Here is a 20,922-nt window from a genome sequence, read left to right on the forward strand (position 1 = left end):
GGAGTCGGGGCCAAGAGTCGACTCCCGCCGATAATTTAAGGAAGTTCAAGAATATCCTTGAACCCAAGGCTTGTTCCGTATATAAAATTCGTCCGATTGATAAATTTTCCGCTCCTATTCACCTTTTTCCGCATTTCAGACTGTCGTGTTTGAAAACTCCCGTGAGGCCTTATGTCCGGCATAAGAAGCCGCATTGAACATATGTTTAGTCGCCTGGGGCGCTGGATTTACGAAAACCCCAAAAAAACCTTGGCCGCCTCCCTGGTCTTTTGTCTGTTCTTTTTCATCCAGGTTCCCAACCTGGGCGTGGACACTTCTTCGGAGGCCATGCTGCGGGAAAAGGATCCCATCCGAATAGCCTACAATAAGTTCCGGGATCAGTTCGGCCGGGCGGAAATGATGGTCATCGCCGTGGAGCCGCCGGAAATTTTCGACCCGGATTTTTTGGAAAAGCTCCGGGACTTGCACCATGCCCTGGAAGACGAAATTCCCTACGTGCGGGAAGTCACCAGCCTGGTGAACATCCGGAACACCCGGGGCGAAGACGACTCCCTGATTGTGGAAGACCTCCTGGAGGACTGGCCGGAAAACGGCCTGACCATGGAGGATCTCCGGGAGAGGGTTATGTCCAGCCCTTTGTACCGGAATCACATCATATCCGAAGACGGCCGCGTGACCGCTCTGCTCATCGAAACGGAAGCCTACGCCGACGCCGCAGCGGGAGGGGAAGCCTTTGACCAGGCCTTTGACGCCTTTGAGGACGCCGCCCCCGTAAAAACCGAGGACGCAGGCGAAAAGCCAAAGCGCTATTTTACGGTGGAGCAAAATCGGGAAGTGGTGCGGGCGGTGGACAAGCTGCTGGATAGATTCCGGGCGCCCGACTTCAACGTAGCGGCCACGGGCAGGCCCGTAATTCTGGACGTATTCAACGAGTCCACGCTAAAAGACACCCGGAACTGCATGATCTTCACCACGTTCCTGAACTCCTTTCTGCTGCTTCTTCTATTCCGGCGATTTTCCGGCGTGATTATGCCTTTGATCATTGTTCTGTCCTCGGCGTTCTGCACCATAGGCCTCATGGTCATGACCAACGTGCCTTTTAAAATGACCACCACGGCCATTCCCGCCTTTTTGGTCGCCGTGGGCCTGGCCGACTCCGTGCACATTCTGGCCGTGTTTTACCGCCGCATTGACCTGGGCGACGACCAGGAGGACGCCATTGCGTACAGCCTGGGCCACTCAGGCCTGGCCATCGTCATGACCTCCATGACGACCGCCGCCGGGCTTTTATCCTTTTCCACCGCTGAACTGACCGCCATCGCCGAAATGGGCATTTTCGCCGCTTTCGGCGTTATGCTGGCCCTGCTGCTCACCGTTATCATGCTGCCGGCCATGCTGGCCCTGGTGACAGTCAAACCCCGGCCCATCAAACCGTCGAACAAAGGCATGGAAAAAGTGCTGCTCTGGTTCGCCGATTTTTCTCTCAGGCGGCCAGTCTCCATCATCGTCATTTCAGCCATATTTTTATTAGCTTCCGTCGGACTCTGCTTCACCCTCCATTTTTCCGACGCCATCGTGGATTATTTTCCCAGGGACATGCAGGTGTATATCGACCTGAACAAAATCGAGAAGGACCTCCAAGGCACCGTTAGCATGGAAGTCGTGGTGGATACGATGCGGGAAAACGGAATCCAGGCGCCGGACGTCCTGATGGACATGGACCAGGTGAGCGAAGAGTTCATGGTATATCAGCATCCCGAGTTGAAAGTGGGCAAGACCCTTTCCATAGTCAACGTGGTTAAGGAAACCAATCAGGCCCTGCACGAGAACAACCCGGCCTACTATTCCATCCCCAAAGACAGGGAGCTTGTCGCCCAGGAGCTTCTGCTTTTTGAAAACAGCGGAGCCGACGACCTGGAGCGCATCGTGGATCAGCAGTTTTCCAAAGCCAGGATCACGGTCAAAACCAACTGGGTGGACTCGGTGATTTTCGACGATTTCGTCAGGGAATGGAAAGAAAAGCTGGACAAGGTGTTCGAGGGCAGGGCGTCCGTCAACATCACGGGGCTCATGCCGGTCATGGCCCGGACCATCCCCGCCGCCCTGTACAGCATGGCCAGAAGCTACGTGGTGGCTTTTGTGGTTATCACGGCCATGATGATCCTTTTGGTCGGCGATGTGAAAAGCGGCCTCATCGCCATGTTTCCCAACCTTTTGCCCATTTTGATGATCATGGGAATCATGGCCGCCTTTCATATCAGCCTGAATATGAACACCCTCATGATAGGCAGCATCGCCATTGGCCTTGTGGTGGACGACACTATGCATTTCATCTACAATTTTCGGAAATATCATCAAGTGACCGGCGACGTGGACAGGACGATCCGCGAGACGTTCACGGGCACTGGCAGGGCATTGCTGATTACCTCCCTGGTGCTGGCGGCCGGTTTTTTCGTGCTTTTGTCCGGAACCCTGCTCCACATGGTTCAGTTCGGGTTTTTCACCGGCTTGGTCATCCTGGTGGCCCTGGCGGCAGATTTCACCCTGGCTCCGGCCCTTATGATCCTCCTGACAAGGGGATTCAAAAAATCTTAGGGAGAAGTAATTTTTGGTTTTGTTGCAGTCGGTTGAGACGAGCGGTGGAAAAATCTTTCCTGCAACCGTTGCCCTGTAGTCGCGCGGTCTCCTCGCCGTGGTAATCGCGCGGTCCCCGCGCCAAAAGATGCCTGGAAGGCTGGCAGGAATCGGGGATGCTGTGCAAGCGGGAATTCTTTCCTGAAACCGCTGTTTCGTAGTCGCGAGGTTTCCTCGCCGTAGTCGTGCAGTCCCCGCGCCATTCCCGCCGCAGGGCTTGCCCTGCTTTTAGGGCGCCCCAGACAACGCAGTTTGTTGTCTGGGTTGCGCCAGCAACAAAAGGTGCGACCTGAAGGGATTTTCGAAACTAAGAATGGTCGGCGGACGAAAAACGTAAACCGGAACCCATGCATAGCGTAGTCGCGAGGTCTCCTCGCCGTAGTCGTGCAGTCCCCGCGCCATGTAGTCGCGAGGTCTCCTCGCATGGTAGTTGCGCGGTCCCCGCGCCCTGTAGTTGCGAGGTTTCCTCGCCTTTCCGCGCGGTCCCCGCGCTCTGGAGCATTCAAAACGAGGAAAACGTTTTTTACCCTTAATCGGCCCCTCGATATTATAATTTTTTCCTCGCCGCCAACGCCCCCTTAAACGCCTCAATAAACCCGTTCAAATCCTCCTCGGTCACGATCAACGGCGGATCGATCCGGAAAGACGTCCCCCGGTTGCCAACGATATATCCTAGGTCTAACAAATCGGAATAGACGGCGTTGGTTGTTTCGGCGTCGATCATGTCCACGGCGAACATCAAGCCTCTTCCCCGGACCTCCAAAACAACTTCATTGTCCACAAGGGCTTCCAGTCGGGGCAAAAGCAGCTTCCCCATCCTTTCCGCATTTTCTATCAGGCCCTTGGTCTCAATCTCCTTGATGACTGCGTTGGCCGCGGAGGCGCCCAGGGGATCGTTCTGGTGGGATTGGGCGTAATGGAACGGCTTGTCTTCCAACTCTTTGATAATCGGCTTGGTTAGGGCCGCGACGCTCACGGGATATCCGTTGCCGATTCCCTTGCCCATGGCCACGAAATCCGGCTGGATGCCGTAATGCTGATATCCGAACCACTTGCCTGTGCGGCCCACGCCCGTGGTAACTTCGTTGATCACGATTTTCCCGCCGTTGCCCCGCACGGTTTCCACGATGTTTTGAATCAGGGCCTTGGGCGGAAACCGGACGAACCCGGACGAGCTTCCCGGCTCAAAAACAAAGTCCGCAACGTCTATCGGAATGTCCTTAAGCAACCGGCACGAGGGATCGCAGGAGTCTATTTTGTCGCAGGTTTTGCACGCTTCCCAGTTGAACAAAAACCATCCCTTGCTGCGATCCGTCACCGAGGCGTAGGAGCCCAGATAGGAGTCGTGGAGCGTCATGGACAGGCTGTTTCCCGTGAGGTGCTTGGAAATTTGTCGCGAGATTTCAATGCCCTCGCTTCCCGAGCAGAGAAAAACGCACTTGCCGTCTTTAAAACCCACAATTCTCAGGACCGCCTGGGCGGCTTCCTCCAGGGTTTCGCTGGAATAGCAGAATCCTGCGTGCATCAGGGTTCCGATTCTCTGGATCATGGCCACGTTGATCCGGGGATTGTTATGCCCCGCCGAAATGCACCACACCCCGGATTCCAGGTCCATGTATTGCTTTCCCTGGTCGTCAAAGACATACATCCCCCGGCTGTCTACGATATTGGGGATTTTCAGTTCATGGCCGGTGCATTGAAAAACGTGATCCATAGCTCCCTCGGCGTTGGCTTATAGGTTGGCGTGAAGTTCGGATTGAAGGCTGCCCTGCACAATAACGCGCATGGCCTTCCTTTGCAAGGCGTGGGGTGTTTTTGAAATTATTTTATGCGCGTCTTCAAGGAATGAGAAGATTTAACGTCATATGAGTTCTCGTCCGATTAAGGATTGGATTTTTCCATCCGGAAGGTTGAACATCATGTCGCTTTGCGACACCGGCGGGATACTGCTTTGCCGGGGCTACCCTTTCTTGAAATCCATTTCGTGTAGTTGAGCGGTCCCCGCGCCGTAGTTGCGAGGTCTCCTCGCCATAGCCGCGCGGTCCCCGCGCCCATGGTTTTCGGGGTGGCCCGGACCACGCAGTTTGTTGTCTGGGTTGCGCCAGCAACAAAAGGTGCGACCTGCGACGATTTTCGAAATAGTGAATGGTCGGCGGACGAAAAACGTAAAAGGAAACCGGTGCGTAGCGTAGTTGCGAGGTCTCCTCGCCATTGTAGTTACGCGGTCCCCGCGCCATGTAGTTGCGCGGTCCCCGCGCCAAAAATGGGCCTATACCAATGCTGAGAATAGACATAGCCCAATGGCCGAAAATCCTTTCTTGAAACCCATTTCATGTAGTTGCGAGGTCTCCTCGCCATGTAGTAGCGTGGTTTCCGCACTGTAGCCGCGAGGTCTCCTCGCCGTGTAGTTGTGCGGTTTCCGCGCCGCATCCTATCCGTTCTGGCGCCCATAAAAAAACAAAACCCCCGGCGATTCAAACAAATCGCCGGGGGCTGTATAAACTATTTGTCTTGGGAAAACTGCTTCCCGGACCTATTTAAACGTCTCCGCCACGGTTTCCAGGTCCAGGTTTTTCATCCTGGCCGGATGGGGCTTGCCGGTTTCCCAGTCCCAGCCCATTTCTGCGTAATAGTACTTGCCCAGGGCGTCCATATCCAGGGTGAGGTTTTTGTACGGCCCTGCCTTGAGAGGCGGATTGCCGTAGACCCTGCCGTGGGGCAAATTTTTGGCCTCGTTAATGCCTTCCCGCACGTTGAATGCGTGGCGCAATTGATGGACCCGTTCGCCAATGGCCAGGTATTCGTCCGGAGTGAAGTCGAATCCCGTCGCCGCGTTCAGCCACTTCACCACGGGCATGCCGCCGCCGACCTGGGTGCCGAACAGGCACAACCCGCTGCAATCCACGAGCATTTTAAAATAGGTGTCAATGGCGATGCCCTTGGCTTTGTTGTCGGTGCGGTATTTTTCCTTGTCCGTGAAGAACTGGGCCGGCTTGTCCGCGCTGGGGAACTGCTTTTCCAACTCCTGCAGGTCCAGGTACATGTTGGAGCAGATGGTGTGGCGGCCGGGGGAAGGGTCGCAGTAGTAGGCCATGCCGTATCCGATATCCATGCGCGGATCATGCATGGGAGGCTCCACGCCGCCGCAATGTACGGCGTATTCATCGGAGCCTTTTTGGATGCGTTCCGACGCGACTTTCACGCCTTCGGCCAGGACGTCGCCGATCCCCTCCCGGTTGATGATCATTTCGGTCAGGCGGATCAAGGCTTCGCCGTCGCCCCAGGCCAGCTTGACGCCGTTGGTGTCCTTTTCGGTCAAAAGGCCGTTTTCAAAGCATTCCACGGCGAAGGAGCACACGGCGCCGCAGGAGATGGTGTCTATCCCGGCCCGGTTGCACATGTCGTTGAGCTTGAAAATGGAGTACACGTCATTGTTCAGGGCCATGCCGCCAAAGGCGCAAATGCTTTCGTATTCCGGCTTGTGGGTTTCGGCCAATTGATGGGGGCCTTTGTCCACTTTCATGATTCCGCCGCACTGAATCGGGCAGGAATAGCAGCCGTATTTTTTCTTCTGGAATTGAAGCACGGCGTCCGGCCCGATGGCCTTGACCGTGGACAGGGGGAAATCCTTGCATCCCGAGCCGCCCCAGTTTTTGATGGGGCTGTCGCCGGATTCCGCGCTCATGGCGGTCAGGCCCGGCGTACCGAATTTTCTCAGGATGGTGCGCCATAAAAAAGAAGGCTGCCGGGGATAAATGGGCAGCACCCGGGTAATCCAGCCGGTGAGGGCCAAACTGTTCCCGTCCAGGACTTTTTCCAAAAAACGCATTTTTCCAAGGTTTTCGCGATACTCCTTGGTCAACTCCTTCATGACGTCTTTTTGGACGGCGCCCACACGCTTTTTACCCGCGGCAACCACGGCCTTGAGATTCTTGGAGCCCATGACCCCTCCCAGGCCGCTGCGGGCGGCGATCCTGCCTCCGTCATTGCAAATGCCGGCAAACCGGCACTTGTTTTCCCCGGCCTGGCCGATGGAAGCGACCTGTACCCGTTTGCCGTGCTTGGCTTTCAGGTATTCCTCGGTTTCAATAATATCCTTGCCCCAGATCTCGCCGGCGTCCTCAATCAGAACGTCCTTGCCGTCCAGGTACAGATACACCGGCTTTTCCGCCGCGCCGTAAAAAAAGACGGCGTCCACCTGGCAGCGTTTTAAAAAAGGCGCAAAATACCCGCCGCAGTTGGAGTCTCCCCAACCGCCCGACAACGGCGACTTGCCCACCACGGTAAAGCGTCCGGTAAAGAGCGAGGGCGTATCCGTCAAAACGCCGGTGGTGAAGCCCAGAATGTTGTCAGGCCCCAACGGGTCCACGCCGGGTTTCAGGCGCTCCCAAAGCACCTTGGCGCCCAAGCCCACCCCGGACAAATATTTGGCGTACACTTCCCTGTCCAGGTCTTCGTATTCGAAACTTCCTTCCGTCAGATTTACGTGAAGGATTCTTCCCCAAAATCCAGTTCCGGCTTTTCCTTTTTCCACTGCCATGATCCTTCCCCCCCCCTATAAATATTTTGTTACGGACCCGTTGAAAAAAAGCCCATACAAGCACAATCCGTAAGACAAAAAATGACTACCTTCGGCAAGTAAAATCAAGAAAGGATTGTGCGCGGCCCGGGATTGGAGCTTTTATCCTGAGCGACCTTAAAAAATGCCTAACACAGACATGACCCGTGGTCAATAGCTCCGTAGGGTTATTCCCCGTCCAAAAGCGAAAAAAAGTCGCCGCACAAAACCCATTAAGAATACAAAAAATTCTAATTGTATCATGAAATATCAGGCTATTCCTCGGAATGATTTGTCAAGAAAAACGCCCCCCTTGATCTCCGGCTTGACTGCGGGTGGAAATTCATGCATGGTACGCTATAAGTCTTTTTTCCAAGCGGCGAGTTTTTAAAGGCCTTGACAGACTGCCGCAATACTACCCTTACAATTACTAGGATAGGAGTTAGTCATGAATGAGAACATGGTTTCTCACAGGTGGAAACCGCGAAAAAAGAGGGGGAAGACCTTCATGATTCAGGCGGGCCTCTTTCTTTTGGGCCGCGCTCTGGAGGCGTCCGCAGTCCTGGACAAGGACGCGCGCGCGGAGGTCGCAGAATGGAACGATCCCATGACCATCATGCTTCACGTCCATTCCCAAGGCCCCACCATGGTGCTGAAAAAGGAAAACGGGATTTTGCGCTACGCCGGGTCAACGCCTGTGGAAGCGGACCTCACTATCTTTTTCAAAAACCTGGAATCGGCTTTTTTAATTTTTTCCGGACAAATGGGCTCCCCCCAAGGTTCTGCGGAGCATAGAGTCTCCCTCAAGGGGGACGCCAGCCAGGCCATGAGCCTCATCCGCTGCATGGACATCGCCCAGGCCTACTTGTTTCCCAAGTTTATTGCGAAAAACGTTTTAAAATCAGTGCCTCCCATGACCCTGAAACGGGCCGGAATTCGCGCGGCCATCCTGGGCGTGGGCTTGCCCGTGGGGCTTGGAAAATTCGCAAGGCTTGTCCGGTAAATTATGTCGCCTCAGGCGGCGGGAAAACGACTAAAAAAAAGGAGCAGGATAAATGATACCTTCCTATTATGAATATTATAATCCGGTCAAAGTGGTGGCTGGCAATAAAGCGGTGGACAATCTTCCTTACGAGCTGGAGCAACTGGGCGCCAAACGGCCCCTGGTGGTCACGGATCAAGGCGTTGTGGGCGCAGGCCTCATGCAGATAGTGGCTGACGCCTTTCTCGGCCAGGAGGCGGTGCTGGCGGCGGTTTACGAAGACACGCCCCCCGATTCCTCAGTGGAGGTCGTTAACGAAGTGGCCAAACTCTATCGCAAAAACAAGTGCGACTCCATTGTGGGGCTTGGCGGCGGATCGGCCATTGATACGGCCAAGGCCGTGAACATCGTGGTCACCGAAGACGTGGACGACCTCATCAAACTCATGGGCGCCGAGGTCCTTAAAAAAGAGTTGCAGCCTTTTATCGCCATTCCCACAACTGCGGGAACCGGGTCCGAGGTCACCCTGGTGGCCGTGGTGGCCGACACCAAAAGAGGCATCAAAATGCCTTTCACTTCCTATCATCTGTTGCCCAGAGTGGCGATTCTGGACCCCCGCATGACCCTGACCATGCCGCCTAAAATTACGGCGGCCACGGGCATGGACGCCATGACTCACGCCGTGGAAGCCTACACCTGCATCCAGAAAAATCCCCTGAGCGACGCCCATGCCACGGCAGCCATCGCCCTGATTCGGGACAACCTTCTCACCGCCGTGGAAAAAGGCTCCAACAAGGCGGCCCGCTTCGCCATGGCCAACGCATCCTTGCTGGCCGGCGCGGCCTTTTCCAACGCCATGGTGGGCATCGTCCACGCCCTGGCCCACGGATTGGGCGGCGTGTGCCACGTGCCCCACGGCGTGGCGAACACCATTTTCCTGCCTTTCGGCATGGAGTTCAACTTGGATAAAACCGGCGATCTCTACGGAGAATTGCTTCTGCCCCTGGCCGGAGAAGACATTTACTTAAATACTCCGAAAAAAGACCGCCCGGCTCGGGCTGTGGAGGCGGTGCGCGACCTGAATCGCCGGCTGAACAAAGCCTGCGGGCTGCCCATAACCCTGAAGCAGGCGGGCGTGCCCCTGGACAAACTGGAAGAGGCGGCGACGGCCGTGCTCAACGACGGGGCCGTGACGTACAATCCCAAAGCCGTGAGTTACGAAGACGCCCTGTCCATAGTGAAAGCGGCTTACGACTGGTTGTAAGGGCAGGTTTTAGCCGTGCTTCAACCGCAATTAAACTGCGTTTTTTTGCGGCATTTTTGCCTTTACCAATTGCGCCCGTCGTGATACTATCCTAATCGTTGGGATTTCCGTTAGTTAGGCGGTCGAGGCCTCCCCCATGCCGGGGATTTGCGCCGGATCGCCAAAAAGGCGGGGCTTTGCAGGCCGCGCCAGGTGCGTATACATGATAGATAGAAACATCGTTCTGGACAATGAAGCGGAACAACTGTTTCGCGATTTGGGCGGCGTCGACGCCGGGAATAACCTTTCTCCCGCCAAGGCGGCCAATGGACTGGCGGAAGCTTTGCACGACGAGGAGAAACGCCGGGACGCCTGGCGCTTGCTTATGGTGGACTACGCTTTTGAGTTTACCATGTTCATCCAGACGGCCCAGTCCGGCTCGTTGCAAAAAACCAGGGAATCCATCAACCGGATCATGGAGAATCTCCGCAAACTTTCCACCATGCCGGATCATGGAGAATGGCTGGTTCTAAAATATTTGGGCCGGGTCATTTCCGGGGCCGGATCCGCGTCGAAGCGCTATGATTTTATTATGCGTTACGGCGCCCTGTTCCTGGATATTCCCCAAATTAAGGATACGGCCAGGCGCCTGGGCGTTACGGCCTCCCACATGCCCTCCAAGGCCACCACAGCCTTTGAATATCTGGGCAAGATCGGTTTGGGCGGCTTTGTCATCCATATGGGCAAGTGGACCGATGAAGACAGGAAAAACGTCTCCAAGTCAATGGAGCTTTTGGCGGGTTACTGGTACGCTTTGGCCCTTCAATCGGGCGAGGTTCCTAAAGATCCCGGAGAAAAAGAAAATGCGCCCAAGCTGACTCCAACGCCCATCGTTACGGATGAAAAAGGCCGGCCCGACCCCAACCTTTCTCTGCTGGCCGCCTACAGCGGGGTCAAGGTCAAAGCGCTTACCCAACTGGTGCAAAAAATCAGCGTTATGCTGGCGAGGGCCAAGCAGGGCGACCCCTTGGAGCAGTTTACAGGCGTTTATGAAACCATTTTCGCCTTTAAAAAATTAAAAGCCCAGCTTAAGCGCCCGCCTTTGGAAATAAACAGCGTGCGCTGGCTGATTACGGACCACCCGGCCGAGCCGGTCTCCCGGTTCAAGGCCAAGCTCACCCGGATCATTCAAAGCGAATTCGGGCTGCAGCCGCAAAAAGTCGCCCGGACCCTGCACAGCCTGTACGCAGACGATTACGGATCTGTGGACGCCTACGTTTTGGGCGAACGGCTGGCCCTGGCCTCCGACGTGATCAACGCCGTGGAAACCGGCATGTCCCAAAAGAACGGTTTGGCCGCCGACCTGGACATGGAAGGGGAGTCCCTGATTATAGATATTCTTGGAAGCGTGGAAAGCCGCCTGGATCTGGTCCCCGACGAGGTGTATTACAGCATCAATATTTCAGGGGACGTTATGGTGGCCGCCAGCTTGTTTGAAAACGACTCCATATCCGCCACCCTGGATCACAAGTTGTTGGATCTTTTGGCGTTCTTTTCGCAGCGTTCCATCACGAAGAACAAAATCAAAAAAATGGTGGAAAACCCCATTGAGTTTGAAACCATTGATTTCCAAACCATTGCCCGGGACTTTTCCATCACGGTGAAGGACGCCGAGGACTTGGTGACCTTGCTCAGGGGATGCTTCGACCCCATGGGCGGTTTTTTACGCAGGGAATTTGAGCGAAACATTCCGGCTTTTTCCCGGCACGAAAAAAAGGTCTTTGAATTCCTATGGTATTATCTCAAGGAAATCATGGACAGGCACGACCGCATCGCCTACTTGAACGCCTTGCAATTGCTCATTGACCGTATGAAAATGCGCAAGCAGGGCCTGGAAGTCCTGCTCAAGGATTTCTGCCACGATCCTGAAAATGTCACCTTTTACGACCGGAACGCGCTCATGCTGTCCACCTTGCTGCTGCGGAAATACAACAAGGAGCTTCATAACGACATTGAGATCACTCCCGAGGAGGTTCTCAGGGTTAAAGAGGGGCTCGACCCGCAGGCCGTGGCCTTCGCCGATAATTTCATCGAGCAGAACAAGGACGCGTTTTTCAGAAAGGTTCGGAGCATCCACAGGTCCTTGAAAGACACCCTGGATCCCTTTGGAACCAGGGATCCCATGCCGGCAAGGTACATCCTGACCCTGGAGAGGGAGGTGTACATCCTCCTTTCCCTGGTGGGCGGGGCCACCGCGCGCGCCGTCTTGCGCAGCGCGGGCAGGGAATACGGCAACCCGGACGCGGACGTGTGGCGGCTTAAATACAGCAGTGACCAGCTTCCTGGTTTGCTGCAGATTTTTCAGGTGATTATTCGCGCCATTGGGAGGGTGGGAACCACGTCGGACCTGGTGTTCCTTAAGGAACTCCGCTCCAGCGAAACCTCCTTTTACGCTATCAGCAAGGAAGCCAATTTTAAGGGATTGCTGAGAAGGGCCATGGGGTGGGTGGAGGATTCCATGTCCTCCGTCACCCGGAATAAGGGGCCCGTAAAATGACGCAACCCCAGGCGAACGGCAAACAAACAGGCGTCCTGGACGCTTCGACGGTCATCCTTGTGCGGGACGGGGAGCAGGGGCCCGAAGTCTTTCTGGTCTCCAGAACTGCGTCAGCCAAGTCTTTTGCCGGGGCTCACGTTTTTCCCGGAGGCGTTGTGGACAAAAATGACGCAGACCCGGATTTGACCCTCTATGCGCAACAGCCCGAAACCAAGGGCCTGGAAGGCTTCTTGGGGGAAGGCGCACAAGCATTGGGATTATATTTCTGCGCCCTTCGGGAGACCTTTGAAGAATCCGGAGTGCTTTTCGCCTCCGGCCTTCCCTCCGAGGGAGTCCGCGCCTTGTGGAAGTACAGAAACCCTCTGGGAAAAGGGGAAATTCCCCTGGCGCAAATGGTCAAGGATACGGATTTACGCCTGCGCCCGGACAGGCTGGCGCCTCACAGGCGCTGGATTACTCCGGAGCATATTAAAAAAAGATGGGATACGCGATTTTTTCTGGCCAAGCTGCCCGAGGGGCAGGAGCCTGCGGCGGATGAAGGGGAGGTGACGCAGGGCTTGTGGATCCGGCCGGAAAAGGGTCTGGAGGAATACCAGGCGGGCAGGTTGAACCTCATGCCGCCCACGTTCATGAACTTGTGGGCTTTATGCGGCAAAAAGAACGCGGATGAAATCCTGGCGGCCAGCGAAAACCAGGAAATCAGTCCGGTTCTGCCTCAACCCTTCGCGAAAGGGGAGGTCATGGGCCTGCTGCTTCCCCATGACCCGGAATACAGCATTCCGGAGTACAAACAACCCCCCCGCACGGACGAACCCTCGCGGATCGTAATGGAAAACGGCAGGTGGATGCCCTGTCTGTAAAATGGGAAAAGAAGACCAAATGGAAGACAATCAGGCGCCCGCTCCCAGAAATTTTTCCGTGTCCCAGGACATGGACGGCGTTTACGTCCTCAAGGGCGAACTGACCATCCACGACCTGGAATACCTGAAGGAATTCCTGGAGTCCTCCGCGATTCGATCCGGCAAGGTGGCGCTCTCGTTTTCCGAATTGGTCTTCGCCGATACGGCGTCATTGCAATTTTTGGCGTCCTTTAAACGGGGCATGGGAATCGCCCATGGACTGGTCATTGAAGGCCTTTCGCCCGAAATGGAAAAGATCCTGCGGATCAGCGGACTGGCCGCCCATCTGCTATAGGACGCCGAAGAGCTTCTTTTTGGTTGCACGCACAGGAAGATTGAGCGCATAGCACACACAAGCCGCCAGGCGGGGCCGGACGGCTGCAGCGCCGCCAGGATGGAGAACCATGCAAAAGCATATTCTGGTAGTAGACGACTCTCCCACCATCAGGTCTTCGGTTTCCTTTTGCCTGCGCAACGCTGGCTACGAGGTGGCCATGGCCGAGGATGGAGAGGACGCCCTGGAAGTTTTAAGCACCATGCGAAGGGAGGGAAACGTTCCGTCCCTGATCCTTACGGATATCAACATGCCTAAAATGGACGGCATCACTTTTATCGGCAAGGTTAAGCAAACCGAGTTCAAATTCCTGCCCATATTGGTGCTGACCACCGAATCCGAAAGGGACATGATAGAAAAAGGCAAGGCCGCCGGCGCCTCCGGCTGGCTGATCAAGCCTTTTCACCCGGAACAGCTGTTGTGGGCCATTAAAAAACTCATGTGGACCAGATGAACGAGGCTGACGAAACTTTACAGATTTTCTTTGCCGAGACGGACGACCTGCTGCGATCCGCCGAAGAAAGCCTGTTGCGTTTGGAAAATAATCCCGGCTCCGGCGGGGAAGTGCAGGAAATTTTCCGAGCCATCCATACCATGAAGAGCGGTTCCGCCATGGTGGGCTTCACAAAGGTGTCCGAGTACTCGCATTTGCTGGAAAATCTCCTGGAGAGGGTTAGGGGCGGGCAGTTGACCGTTACCAAACCCTTGGTGTCTTTTCTGTTGGAAGACATAGATTTTTTAAGAAAAATGGTGGAAAGAGGGGGGCGGGGCGAACCCGAGGCCGAGCCGGAGGTCCTCCATGCAAGAAAGTCCCAGCTAAATCGTTTTCTCGGCATGGACGCTATATCAGAGCCGGAGCCCAAGCCCGCGTCCCGTTCAGCCCCGGCGCCTCAACCTGCATCCCAGGCGCCAAAAGCGGCCAAGGAAAAAACAGCCAAGGCCCCTGCTGCAGACGGGCGAAGATATTATGAAATCGAACTGAAATTCCGTAAGGACCTGTTCTCATGGGGGCAGGATCCCATATTGCTGCTCTTGGGCCTGGAAGAGGTGGCGGACATTGTGGACGTGACGGCCGATATGTCCCGGCTGCCTGATTATGAATCTTTCGACCCATACAATCTGTACATATCCTGGCGATTGACGGCCAAGACAAAGGCTTCCCTCGAAGAGATGGAGGACGTCTTCATGTTCGTCCGGGACGATAATGAAATCTCCATTGAGGACATTACGGCCCGGTACAAGGAAGGGGTGGACATCGCCGTAGGGGAGCGCCCCCTGGGGGAAGTCCTCCTGGAAAGAGGCGCAATCACCAAGGGCGACCTGGACGTGGCCCTGGGCAAGCAAAAGCGCCTGGGCGAAATTCTGGTGGAGGAAGGCAAGATCGATTCCTCCATGTTGGAGCAGGTCGTCGGCCAGCAGGAGGAAAGCCGGCAAACCTACCGAAAAACCAGCGTTCGGGTGGATGTGGAAAAAATCAATCACCTCGTGAACCTGGCGGAGGAAATCGGCATCGGCCTTTCCAGGCTCCAGAATTTTTTCGGGAGCGTGCCCGATATTTCCGGCGGAGAAGCAGACCAGGAGTTGGAAAACCTGCTTAAAGTCAACCGGGAGTTTCAGGAACGGGTGGCCCAGGTCCGCATGTTTCCCCTGGAGGGGACCTTCCGCCGGTTTCAGCGCATCGCCCGGGATACGGCCTTTGAACAAGGAAAAAGAGTGCGGGTGTCCCTAATCGGGGTGGACACCGAGTTGGATAAGGAAGTGATCGAACACATCACCGATCCTTTGAAACACCTGGTTCGCAACTGCGTGGACCACGGAATAGAAACTCCGGAAGAGCGGGAAGCCGCAGGCAAACTTCCGGAAGGCGTCATTGAGTTCCGGGCTTTTCAAAAAGGCGGCATGATCCTGGTGCGCATCAGCGACGACGGCCGCGGACTGGATCTGGACCGCATCGCCGAACAGGCCGTGGAGCGGGAGATCATCCAGCCCGGGGAGACGGTGGACAACTCCAACGTCCTGGATATTATTTGTCAGCCGGGCTTTTCAACCGCCAGCGCCATTACGGCCCTTTCCGGCAGGGGCGTGGGCATGGACGTGGTCAGGAACGAAGTGGAGCAACTGGGGGGAACCATGCAGATCGAAACGGAAAAGGGCAAGGGGACCACTTTTACTCTGTCCCTGCCTTTGACCTTCGCTTTGCTGGAAGCCCTGCACATTAAGGACCAGGACAGGTCCTATCTGATTCCCTTATGGGGGGTCGTGGGAACCCAGGAATACGACCCGGCTCACGTGAAGTTTTTCGGCGCAGGGGAAAGGCTCTACACCTTCCGGGGCGAGTACGTCCCCGTGGTTCACTTGTCCAAGGTGTACGGCATTGATTGCGGTGAGGACCGGGTTGGCGGGGGCTCAATTCTGGTCTTCATTGATACGTCCAGGCAGCGCTTTGGCCTCTTGGTGGATAAGGTGCTCGACCCCCATCAGGTGGTTGTAAAAAGTCTGGAATCAAATTTCAAAAGCGTTGCCGGAATCTCGGGCGCAACAATTATGGGGGATGGTTCGGTGGCCTTGGTCATGGACCTGTTTGCCTTGGAAGAAATGTTTTTCAATAGATCTTCGGCAAGGAGCGACGCATGAAAATGAAGATGTTTACCAAAATAGCCGGTGCAGCAGTTGCGGGCATCGCCCTGGCTTTTTTGGTGCTTTGGCCCATGGCCAAAGCAACGGGGGGAATCGTCGGGGGCGGCTACATCGGGTCGGAAGCATGCAAGGAATGCCATGCCAAACATTATGAGTCCTGGTCTAAAAATTCAAGAAAAGCCAAATCCTGGGAGTCCATCAACCGAATGAGGGAAGATGACGGCGACGGCGGACTGACGGAAGAGGAAATCAAGGAATGCTACCAATGCCACACCACCGGATACGGCCAGGAAACCGGGTTTGTCAACGAGACGGAAACGCCCGGCCTGAAAAACGTGGGCTGCGAAGCTTGCCACGGCCCTGGAAGGCTGCATACCGAAACCATGGAAAAAGCGCATATCGTCAAAACGCCGACCATTGAGTTGTGCGCCAAATGCCATGAACAAAAAGACGAAGACAACATCGGCAAAGTAAGGCCTTTCCGATATAAAAAAGTAATTTACGCGGGCGCCCATTGATCCATAGGGGGACTTAATGAGGAATTATATCATGTCCATTCGAAAGCGGACCCGGCTGCGCACCAAGATGCTGCTAGCTACGTTGTTCATTGTCATGCTCTTTATGGCAGCCAACCTCATCTACTTTTCTTCGGTGCAGCAGAAGATCGCCAAAACTCTCACCACCAATTTTTCCTATCAGCTAATGGCCAAAGCCATGGGCGGCTTTGAGTATCCCATGAGGCTGGGCGACACCGACAGCGTCAGGCGTGAGTTGAGGCAGACGGGCGATCAGATGAGTCAGGCCATAGGAATTACTGATGAAGAGGATGGCAAAGACGCCAAAAAAGTTTCCGAAGCCGAAAAGCGGGGCCTTAGCATCTATATAGTCAATCAGCGCAAAAAGGTCGTGTTCTCCTCTGATCCCGCCAAGGAAGGCCTGGAAGTGGTGAAGGACCGGCTCCTTTTTGACGATGACCCTCAAACAGCCCTGGACGAAGCCTTGCAGTCCACGGATAGAGGCCCTTTCGCCTTTTTGGAGGAAAAAGCCAGGGAAGTCATCAGGCAGGAAAACAATGAAAAGGTGAAAAACAACATCAGGGCCGCCATTGAGCTTGCGGACACCGACAGAATGATGGACCGGATCGGCGAAATTTTTCCCAGTGTGACCGCCGGTAATAAAAAGGCTTTGGAAAACGCCCTTCAAAAAGCCAAAACCCCGCTGCGCCCCATGGTCTTTGAGGAAACCACGGGCGAGGCGCCCTTCATGACCGCCATCAGGCCCATCTTCAACAGGGACAGTTGCACCCATTGCCATGGGAAATCCCGCAGGGTGCTGGGCGCTATGATTATCCAGCAGCCCCTGAAGGAAACCCAATCCACGGTCAGATATAATATTATCTACATGAGCGTCGCTTCCATATTGGCTTTGGGATTGCTTGTGGCCATTATTTTCAGTCTGTTCCAGAGCATGGTGACCAATCGTTTGGGCGCCTTGCAGGAAAAAACCGCCCAGGTGGCCGGCGGAGACGTCAACGTGGAAGTGTACGACGACTCAGCCGACTCCATCGGCAGGCTCACCCGCAATTTCAACACCATGATTTTGAGCATCAAGGACCGGATTGAATACGCCAACAGCCTTCAGTTGGGCATCTCAGACCCCTTCTTCATGACCGATACGGACCGTAAAATCACCTTTGTCAACGAGGCGGCCCTCAAACTGGTGGGGCTGAGCAAGCAGGAGGTGTTGGAACGGCCCTGCCATGAAGTCTTTCTGGCCTCCGTATACAAAAGCGAATGCCCCGTGCGCAGCGCCATGGAGAACGACGAGGCCGTCAGCGGCAAAAAAATCGCTCTGACCAATTCCAAAGGCGTGGAAGTTCCCATCCTGTGCAGCGCGGCCCTTCTGCGGGATTCCTCCGGCAAGATTCTGGGCGCCTTCCAGATCATGCGGGACCTCACGGCGGACGTGGAGGCGGAAACCCGCATTCGCGAGGCTTACGCCCGGGAGGAAAAGGGCAAGAAGGAACTGGAAATCAAGGTTATCGAGCTGTCAGAGGTGCTTGGCAAGGTCAGCCAGGGCGACCTTTCGCCCCGGGGAGTCCCTTCCGGCGCCAACGACTCCATGGACGTGCTCACCCATCGCATCAACGAAACCCTGGACGGCATGGCTGCTCTCATCAAACAGGTTAAGGAAGCCATCCTGCCGGTTATCAACGGCGTGCTTCGCATTTCCCGCGAAAACCAGAACCTGGCCCAGCGCACCGAACAGCAGGCGGCCGCCATGGAGGAAATCAGCGCCACTCTGGAGGAACTGGTCAGCAATACCGGAGAGAACCTGGCGAACACCCGCCATGCGGACGGCCTGTCCAAAGAGGCTGTCAAAGTGGCCCACGAGGGCGGCAGCGAGGTGGAGCGCACGGCTGCAGCCATGTCGGAAATCGAATCGGCCAGCGCCAAGGTCGTGGAAATGATGGACCTCATCAACGAGATCACCTTCCAGACCAACCTGCTTTCCATTAACGCAGCCGTGGAAGCGGCCCGGGCCGGCGAGCAGGGCAGGGGCTTCGCCGTGGTCGCCAACGAAGTCCGCAACCTGGCCAAACGCAGCGCGTCCGCGTCCAAGGACATCCAGGTGCTGGTGCGTGAGATTATGGATAAAGTCACCACCGGCCGCCAGTGGGTGGGCGAGTTGGAAGGCCGTTTCGCCAACATTGTGAAAACTTCCGGCCAAGTCTCCGACGCCTTGGGCGAGGTGTCCATGGGCAGCGAGGAAAGCTCCCGGGGCATCGAGCAGATCAACCAGGGCACCCAGGAAGTCTGCGAGGTCAACGAAAAGAACGCCTCCTTTGTGGATGAACTGGCCCAGGAAACCCAAAAGCTCAAGGAAAAGGCCCGCAAGCTCCAGGAGCTTACAGCCGTCTTTGTTCTGGGAACCGAAGACATCATTTCCCATCAAATGGATTTTAACGAAGACGCCTTTGAGCCGGAAATGCCCATGGAGCCCAGATCCTCCTTTGAAGGCCGGGAACGGCGCAGAGCCATGCCCACTTCCCGGGCGCTGAGAGACGATCTGATAAACACCAGACCGTCCATGGAGGAAATGACCGACGATCTCCTGGAACAGGAGTTTGAAGAAGGCTTCGAGGAGTTCTGATGGCTACCCAATACGTGGTTTTTTCCCTTAACGACCAATGCTACGGCGTGGAAATCTTCAAGATCAAGGAGGTTTTCAGCTATCGCAAGATTACGCCGCTGCCCCACGTCAAAGGCTTTGTTAAGGGAATCATCAACTTGCGAGGAGTCATCCTGCCGGTGTTCGATTTGCGGGAGAAATTCGGCCTGCCTTCCACGGATTACACCCCTTTCCACGTAATCATTGTGGTGGAGATAGCCGGCCGGGTTATGGGGGTGATCGCCGATGAAATTTCAGACGTGGTGGAAATTCAGGCCGATGATTTTCAGAACACGGGAAACCTGCCGCCGGGCATATCCCGGGAATACCTGGCAGGGGTGGGCAGGAAAGACGATATGATGACGATCCTTCTGGATGTGGACAGGCTGCTGAGCCAGGAGGAATTGGAAATGGTGGACGCAACCTGAAATGATTCCCGTCTTGTCTGAAACGGAGTTCGAACTATTCCGGACCTTGCTTCAAAACAAGACAGGCATTTTGTTGAAAGCCGCCAGAAGGCAAACCCTGGGCAGAAGGCTGGCCAAAAGGATGGAAGCCCTGGGGATGAGTTCGTACACCGCCTATTACCGCATGCTCAAAGCGGGAAAGAACGATGAGGAGCTCAGAGCCCTGATCAACCACGTCACGATTGATCAGACCAGCTTTTTTCGGGCCGGTCCGCAATTTGATCTCCTGGCCGGACGGATTATTCCCGAAATCATGCAGAAAAACTATGGCCTTAAACAGATGCGCATCTGGTCCGCGGGCTGTTCAAGGGGGCACGAGCCATACAGCGTGGCCATGATGCTCCAGCAGGCGGTCCGGGAGTTGGTTTCATGGGACGTCAAAATTCTGGCCACGGATATTGACAGCGACTCCTTAAAATACGCTTTTCGGGGGCGATACACCGCCAATGAAATGAGCCATGTCCCCGAAGACTATGCAACGCGCTTCTTTAAACCGCAGAGACACGGGGGGAAAAAACTGTATGCGGTTAAAGACGGACTCAGGAAACACATCCTGTTCAGGAGGCTGAACCTCCTGGAATCGCCTTATCCCATCAAAGGCCCCATGGATGTCATCCTGTGCCGCAACGTTATGATTTATTTTTCCAGGACTCAGAAGCAACAGATCATGGGGGAGTTTTTGCGGCTGTTGCCGATCGGGGGGTATCTTTGCCTGGGCGCCTCGGAATCATTGATAGGAATTGATGACCGCTTTTCCCTTATAGGGCATGCGGTGTATCAAAAACAAAAAAACTAGAGAGATGTATTTCAAACTCCCGAGGCGCCCTGCCTCATAGAATACAGGGGTTATTGCTTGAGGCGTTTTTACAGTCGCAAACTCAACAGGCAGGTAGTGCTTTTGAGGGCAGGCGAGTACCATGTTTGTACGAAAGGCGAGGTGCTGTACACCTTGCTGGGGTCCTGCATCGCTGCATGCTTGTATGACAAGGAAAGACAGATAGGCGGCATGAATCATTTTTTGCTGCCTGGCCTGGTGCACCCGGACGACATCTTCTCCTCGGAGGTCGGCCGCTACGGCATGTACGCCATGGAGTTGCTCATCGGCGATCTCATAAAAAAAGGCGCAAGACGGGATAAGCTCCAGGCAAAAATTTTCGGCGGCGGAAAGGTGCTTAAATTCCGCAAGTACGACGGAAATATTACCGGGTCCAATATTCGTTTTGCAACCAAGTATCTGGAGTTGGAAGGCATCCCCCAGGAAACCTCCGATCTCGGTGGAAAACAAGGCAGAAAAATTTTGTTTTTTTCCGACACCACCAAGGTGTTGCTAAAAAGATTTGATATGGAAGCCGATCCTACTACCCTGGACGAAGAAACCGCCTACAAGGGCAGGGTCTTCTATCCCAGGAAGGCAAAGTCTTCCGTTATTTTGTTTTAATT

At 55.1% G+C, this 20,922-nt stretch carries 15 protein-coding genes; 13 read left to right on the top strand and 2 right to left on the bottom strand.

Features of this window, described 5'->3' with window-relative positions:
* Positions 1 to 171: 171 nt before the first annotated feature.
* Positions 172 to 2,595 (top strand): efflux RND transporter permease subunit, encoded by a 2,424-nt coding sequence (locus tag G491_RS0121520; RefSeq protein ID WP_051327439.1) that lies wholly within the window; start codon positions 172 to 174, stop codon positions 2,593 to 2,595.
* Between the two features lie 586 nt (positions 2,596 to 3,181).
* On the opposite strand, the gene G491_RS0121525 is transcribed toward G491_RS0121520, so the two are convergent.
* Together G491_RS0121525 and G491_RS0121530 are read right to left on the bottom strand one after the other, a co-directional pair.
* A complete protein-coding gene (locus G491_RS0121525; protein ID WP_028316035.1) occupies positions 3,182 to 4,348 on the bottom strand; it encodes an aminotransferase class III-fold pyridoxal phosphate-dependent enzyme in 1,167 nt (388 codons plus the stop codon).
* Between the two features lie 819 nt (positions 4,349 to 5,167).
* Complete coding sequence (locus G491_RS0121530) at positions 5,168 to 7,174, bottom strand: aldehyde ferredoxin oxidoreductase family protein (protein ID WP_035219747.1); 2,007 nt, start codon at positions 7,172 to 7,174, stop codon at positions 5,168 to 5,170.
* A 466-nt stretch (positions 7,175 to 7,640) separates the two neighbouring features.
* On the opposite strand from G491_RS0121530, the gene G491_RS34390 reads away from it, so the two are divergent.
* The 12 genes from G491_RS34390 to G491_RS31905 all read left to right on the top strand — a co-directional run bounded on the left by G491_RS34390 (position 7,641) and on the right by G491_RS31905 (position 20,920).
* Positions 7,641 to 8,195 (top strand): hypothetical protein, encoded by a 555-nt coding sequence (locus G491_RS34390; protein WP_015949202.1) that lies wholly within the window; start codon positions 7,641 to 7,643, stop codon positions 8,193 to 8,195.
* A 52-nt stretch (positions 8,196 to 8,247) separates the two neighbouring features.
* Positions 8,248 to 9,438: an iron-containing alcohol dehydrogenase gene (locus G491_RS0121540; protein WP_028316037.1), complete on the top strand. Its 1,191-nt coding sequence runs from the start codon at positions 8,248 to 8,250 to the stop codon at positions 9,436 to 9,438.
* A 202-nt stretch (positions 9,439 to 9,640) separates the two neighbouring features.
* Positions 9,641 to 11,974: a hypothetical protein gene (locus G491_RS0121545; RefSeq protein WP_157468468.1), complete on the top strand. Its 2,334-nt coding sequence runs from the start codon at positions 9,641 to 9,643 to the stop codon at positions 11,972 to 11,974.
* Positions 11,971 to 12,834: an NUDIX hydrolase gene (locus tag G491_RS31895; protein ID WP_051327440.1), complete on the top strand. Its 864-nt coding sequence runs from the start codon at positions 11,971 to 11,973 to the stop codon at positions 12,832 to 12,834. The genes G491_RS0121545 and G491_RS31895 overlap by 4 nt, the downstream gene beginning before the upstream one ends.
* Positions 12,835 to 12,853: 19 nt before the next feature.
* Complete coding sequence (locus tag G491_RS0121555; protein WP_168161229.1) at positions 12,854 to 13,168, top strand: STAS domain-containing protein; 315 nt, start codon at positions 12,854 to 12,856, stop codon at positions 13,166 to 13,168.
* Between the two features lie 109 nt (positions 13,169 to 13,277).
* Positions 13,278 to 13,661, top strand: a complete 384-nt coding sequence (locus G491_RS0121560; RefSeq protein WP_015949207.1) for a response regulator — start codon at positions 13,278 to 13,280, stop codon at positions 13,659 to 13,661.
* Entirely contained in the window at positions 13,658 to 15,841 is a 2,184-nt protein-coding gene (locus G491_RS0121565; RefSeq protein WP_028316039.1) for a chemotaxis protein CheA, read from the top strand. The genes G491_RS0121560 and G491_RS0121565 overlap by 4 nt, the downstream gene beginning before the upstream one ends.
* A complete protein-coding gene (locus G491_RS0121570) occupies positions 15,838 to 16,362 on the top strand; it encodes a cytochrome c family protein (protein ID WP_015949209.1) in 525 nt (174 codons plus the stop codon). Before G491_RS0121565 ends, G491_RS0121570 begins: the two co-directional genes overlap by 4 nt.
* A gap of 31 nt (positions 16,363 to 16,393) precedes the next feature.
* Complete coding sequence (locus tag G491_RS0121575; RefSeq protein ID WP_169829494.1) at positions 16,394 to 18,997, top strand: methyl-accepting chemotaxis protein; 2,604 nt, start codon at positions 16,394 to 16,396, stop codon at positions 18,995 to 18,997.
* Positions 18,997 to 19,443 (top strand): chemotaxis protein CheW, encoded by a 447-nt coding sequence (locus G491_RS31900; RefSeq protein ID WP_015949211.1) that lies wholly within the window; start codon positions 18,997 to 18,999, stop codon positions 19,441 to 19,443. The genes G491_RS0121575 and G491_RS31900 overlap by 1 nt, the downstream gene beginning before the upstream one ends.
* A 1-nt stretch (position 19,444) precedes the next feature.
* Positions 19,445 to 20,278: a CheR family methyltransferase gene (locus G491_RS0121585; RefSeq protein WP_035219749.1), complete on the top strand. Its 834-nt coding sequence runs from the start codon at positions 19,445 to 19,447 to the stop codon at positions 20,276 to 20,278.
* Between the two features lie 96 nt (positions 20,279 to 20,374).
* Positions 20,375 to 20,920 carry a chemotaxis protein CheD gene (locus G491_RS31905; RefSeq protein ID WP_136360691.1) on the top strand — a complete coding sequence of 182 codons (546 nt, stop codon included), beginning with the start codon at positions 20,375 to 20,377 and terminating at the stop codon, positions 20,918 to 20,920.
* Positions 20,921 to 20,922: the final 2 nt, after the last annotated feature.

This window comes from Desulfatibacillum aliphaticivorans DSM 15576 (assembly GCF_000429905.1).
In the GTDB taxonomy this organism is placed as follows: domain Bacteria; phylum Desulfobacterota; class Desulfobacteria; order Desulfobacterales; family Desulfatibacillaceae; genus Desulfatibacillum; species Desulfatibacillum aliphaticivorans.

Coding starts and splice junctions, on each gene's coding strand:
- G491_RS0121520 (WP_051327439.1), top strand. CDS start 172: ATGTCCGGCATAAGAAGCCGCATTGAACATATGTTTAGTCGCCTGGGG.
- G491_RS0121525 (WP_028316035.1), bottom strand. CDS start 4,348: ATGGATCACGTTTTTCAATGCACCGGCCATGAACTGAAAATCCCCAAT.
- G491_RS0121530 (WP_035219747.1), bottom strand. CDS start 7,174: ATGGCAGTGGAAAAAGGAAAAGCCGGAACTGGATTTTGGGGAAGAATC.
- G491_RS34390 (WP_015949202.1), top strand. CDS start 7,641: ATGAATGAGAACATGGTTTCTCACAGGTGGAAACCGCGAAAAAAGAGG.
- G491_RS0121540 (WP_028316037.1), top strand. CDS start 8,248: ATGATACCTTCCTATTATGAATATTATAATCCGGTCAAAGTGGTGGCT.
- G491_RS0121545 (WP_157468468.1), top strand. CDS start 9,641: ATGATAGATAGAAACATCGTTCTGGACAATGAAGCGGAACAACTGTTT.
- G491_RS31895 (WP_051327440.1), top strand. CDS start 11,971: ATGACGCAACCCCAGGCGAACGGCAAACAAACAGGCGTCCTGGACGCT.
- G491_RS0121555 (WP_168161229.1), top strand. CDS start 12,854: ATGGAAGACAATCAGGCGCCCGCTCCCAGAAATTTTTCCGTGTCCCAG.
- G491_RS0121560 (WP_015949207.1), top strand. CDS start 13,278: ATGCAAAAGCATATTCTGGTAGTAGACGACTCTCCCACCATCAGGTCT.
- G491_RS0121565 (WP_028316039.1), top strand. CDS start 13,658: ATGAACGAGGCTGACGAAACTTTACAGATTTTCTTTGCCGAGACGGAC.
- G491_RS0121570 (WP_015949209.1), top strand. CDS start 15,838: ATGAAAATGAAGATGTTTACCAAAATAGCCGGTGCAGCAGTTGCGGGC.
- G491_RS0121575 (WP_169829494.1), top strand. CDS start 16,394: ATGTCCATTCGAAAGCGGACCCGGCTGCGCACCAAGATGCTGCTAGCT.
- G491_RS31900 (WP_015949211.1), top strand. CDS start 18,997: ATGGCTACCCAATACGTGGTTTTTTCCCTTAACGACCAATGCTACGGC.
- G491_RS0121585 (WP_035219749.1), top strand. CDS start 19,445: ATGATTCCCGTCTTGTCTGAAACGGAGTTCGAACTATTCCGGACCTTG.